The organism is Streptomyces sp. NPDC059456 (genome assembly GCF_042750055.1).
In the GTDB taxonomy this organism is placed as follows: domain Bacteria; phylum Actinomycetota; class Actinomycetes; order Streptomycetales; family Streptomycetaceae; genus Streptomyces.
The window spans coordinates 787-3750 of record NZ_JBHYVA010000060.1 but is presented as its reverse complement, the minus strand read 5'-3'; the positions used below and the strand labels follow the sequence as shown (position 1 = coordinate 3750).

Here is a 2964-nt window from a genome sequence, read left to right as displayed (position 1 = left end):
GTCCTGGGAAGGACCGCCGGGCCGCCGGACGGCAGGGAGGGAAGGACCGCGATCAGCGGTAGTTCACGAACTGGATCGCGAAGTCCAGGTCCTTGCCCTTGAGCAGCGCCTGGACGGCCTGCAGGTCGTCACGGCTCTTGGAGCTGACGCGCAGCTCCTCGCCCTGCACCTGCGCCTTGACGCCCTTGGGACCCTCGTCCCGGATGATCTTCGCGACCTTCTTGGCGTTCTCCTGGGAGATGCCCTCCTCGATGGAGGCGAAGATCTTGTACTCCTTGCCGGACAGCTGCGGCTCGCCGGCGTCGAGCGCCTTCAGCGAGATCCCGCGCTTGACCAGCTTGGTCTCGAACACGTCGAGGACGGCCTTGACGCGCTCCTCGGAGTTCGCCTCCATCAGGATCTTCTCGCCGGACCAGGCGATGGTGGCGCCGGTGCCCTTGAAGTCGTAGCGCTGCGAGAGTTCCTTGGCGGCCTGGTTGAGGGCGTTGTCGACCTCCTGCCGCTCGACCTTCGAGACGATGTCGAAACTGGAGTCGGCCATGTGCTGTGGCTCCTTGAAGTCGGCTGTCATGTGCCCCGGAGGGCGCGGCCGGACATCCCCGGACCGCTCCGCAAAGCCTAGCCACCGCGCACACCCGCAGGGCTGATCAATCCGGTGGTGAAGCACCCCCGAGCATCGGGTATCGTTTACGTCGTTGCCAGGGAGCGCCGCCGGAAGGCGGAAAAAATGGCAGCGTCTCTTGGCGGTGTGCCCGAGTGGCCAAAGGGAGCAGACTGTAAATCTGCCGGCTCAGCCTACCCAGGTTCGAACCCTGGCGCCGCCACGCGATGTGAGACCCCCGTTACTGCGGAAGCGCAGTGACGGGGGTCTTCTCGCATGCCGCGTCCCCCGTACCGCCGTTCGGCGCAGGGCGGGTGGGCGGCCGCATCGTCCTGGTCCGCTGTTCGTTCTCCGGACGTGAACCTCATTTCTGACACGCGCGGGAAGGTCGGCGGAGGCGTGCTCCTCGCCCTCCTCGGAGCAAGCATCCCGGCCCTGGTCGGGGCCGCACTGCACAGCCACGTGGGCGAGCCCTACCAGGAGACCACGCTCTATTTCGGCACCGAGCGCCCCGGCGGCCGGGCCCCCGTCGCGGAGCAGGAGTTCATGCGGTTCCTGGACCGCGAGATCACCCCCGCCTTCCCCGAGGGCCTCACCCTCCTCGGCGGTCGCGGCCAGTGGCAGCGGGGCGGCAAGGTCATCCGCGAGACCTCCTACGAGGTCGTGCTGCTCTACCCGGAGAAGGAGGCCGACGAGCGCAGCACGCGCATCGAGCGCATCCGGCAGGCCTACGAGGAGCAGTACCAGCAGGACTCCGTCGGGCGCTCCGACGACAAGGTGACCGCCGAGTTCTGAGGGCCCCTCAGTTGCCCGCGACGTCCTTGACGGCCACCGAGACCGGCGTCGACCCCTCGACCAGCTCCAGCGTCAGTCCGGCCGTCGCCGGGGTCTCGACCAGCTCCGCCAGCACGGCCGCCACGTCGTCGCGCGACACCGCCCCGCGGCCCGTCCGCGCCTCCAGCCGCACCTGCCCCGTCCCGGGGTCGTCGGTCAGCGCGCCGGGCCGCAGGACCGTCCACTCCAGGCCCAGGCGGGTGCGGATGTGGTCGTCGGCCGCGCCCTTGGCGCGCAGGTAGACGTCGAAGACGTCATCGCCCTCGTGGTGCGCGTCCGCGCCCATCGAAGACACCATCAGGAAGCGCCGCACCCGGGCCCGTTCGGCCGCGTCCGCGAACAGCACCGCCGCACCCCGGTCCACGGTGTCCTTGCGCCCGGCACCGCTGCCCGGGCCGGCGCCGGCCGCGAACACCGCCACGTCCGCGCCCTGCAGGACACCCGCCACGTGCTCCACCGAAGCCGACTCCAGGTCGCAGAGCACCGGTTCGGCGCCCGACTCCCGCAGGTCGTCGCCCTGCTCCGGATCGCGGATGATGCCCGCGACCTCGTACCCGCGCGCGGCGAGCAGCTGCTCCAGCCGCAGCGCGATCTGACCGTGTCCACCCGCGATGACGATGCGCATGCCCCGACCGTACGACGAGCCGGGCGCCCGCGCCCGCGAACGGGCCCGCCCGCGCCCCGGCAAAACGGGGCGGAACGGTCAGGGGCCGGGCTCCGTACGGCCCTGCCGGGGCAGGTCCAGGGCCACGGCGACCGCCGAGTCGCAGTACTCCCTGACGGCACTCGTCCGGGCTACCACCCGGCCGCGGTGGATCACGATCCTGCTGTACGCCAGCGACAGCACGCCCGCGATCCGGTCCCCGCGCACGGCGAGCAGCTCCGCCGGGAACCCGGCCTCCACCCGGACCTCCGGCAGCCCCATGGCCTCGCGGGCGCAGGCGCTGACCGACGCGTAGGCCTCGCCCGCCCGCAGTCCGCCCTGGGACGCCAGCAGGTACGCCGCCTCCAGCGGGTCGCCGCGGCCGACCGGGTTCCCGGCGTCCCGCAGCGCCCCGCTGCCGGCCGCGACCCGGACCCCGGCGGCCCGCAGCAGCCGTACGGGCGCGGTGCGCAGGCCGCGCCGCTCCAGGGCCGCGCAGTCGCCCTGGGGCAGGCAGGTCACCCGTACGCCGGCCGCGGCCAGCTGGTCGGCGGCCCGGTTCGCCACGTCCAGCGGGAGCCGCGACAGCCCGCCGCAGGGGCCGATCGTCACCCCCGGCCGGAGCCCGCCGGCCATCGCCGCGAGCCGGGCCAGGCGGCCGGGATCGTCACCGTCCGTGTGCAGGTCCACGGGGCAGCCGTGCTCGGCGGCGAGCTCCAGCACGGCTTCGAGGAAGCCCGTGGGGTCGGGGTCGAGGTCCGGGCAGCCGCCGATGACGGAGGCGCCCATCTTCACGGCGTCCCGCAACATGGCGAGCCCGTCGGCTCCCGCCGTGCCCGTCAGCAGGCGGGGCACGGCGACGGCGGTCAGGTCGGTGAGACCGCGC

4 protein-coding genes and 1 tRNA gene are annotated in these 2964 nt (G+C 72.8%); 2 read left to right on the top strand and 3 right to left on the bottom strand.

Annotated features, from left to right (window positions below; genetic code table 11):
* Positions 1 to 52: 52 nt before the first annotated feature.
* Positions 53 to 541 carry a YajQ family cyclic di-GMP-binding protein gene (locus ACFXA3_RS08490; RefSeq protein WP_030298135.1) on the bottom strand — a complete coding sequence of 163 codons (489 nt, stop codon included), beginning with the start codon at positions 539 to 541 and terminating at the stop codon, positions 53 to 55.
* Positions 542 to 742: 201 nt separating this feature from the next.
* Between ACFXA3_RS08490 and ACFXA3_RS08485 the strand changes: the two genes are divergently transcribed.
* Both ACFXA3_RS08485 and ACFXA3_RS08480 read left to right on the top strand, forming a co-directional pair.
* Positions 743 to 824 (top strand) — tRNA-Tyr (locus ACFXA3_RS08485).
* Between the two features lie 134 nt (positions 825 to 958).
* Positions 959 to 1396 (top strand): DUF3574 domain-containing protein, encoded by a 438-nt coding sequence (locus ACFXA3_RS08480; protein WP_385183779.1) that lies wholly within the window; start codon positions 959 to 961, stop codon positions 1394 to 1396.
* Between the two features lie 7 nt (positions 1397 to 1403).
* Here the strand turns inward: ACFXA3_RS08480 and ACFXA3_RS08475 are convergent, their stop codons facing one another.
* The gene (locus tag ACFXA3_RS08475; protein WP_385183778.1) at positions 1404 to 2060 is read right to left on the bottom strand and encodes an SDR family oxidoreductase; all 657 of its coding nucleotides are present in this window, start codon (positions 2058 to 2060) and stop codon (positions 1404 to 1406) included.
* Positions 2061 to 2138: 78 nt separating this feature from the next.
* The coding region (locus tag ACFXA3_RS08470) for an amidohydrolase family protein (RefSeq protein ID WP_385183775.1) at positions 2139 to 2964 on the bottom strand (826 nt) is incomplete at its 5' end.

Bases quoted from the DNA above. Each gene is read 5' to 3' on its own strand.
- ACFXA3_RS08475 (WP_385183778.1), bottom strand. From the start codon at position 2,060: ATGCGCATCGTCATCGCGGGTGGACACGGTCAGATCGCGCTGCGGCTG.
- ACFXA3_RS08490 (WP_030298135.1), bottom strand. From the start codon at position 541: ATGGCCGACTCCAGTTTCGACATCGTCTCGAAGGTCGAGCGGCAGGAG.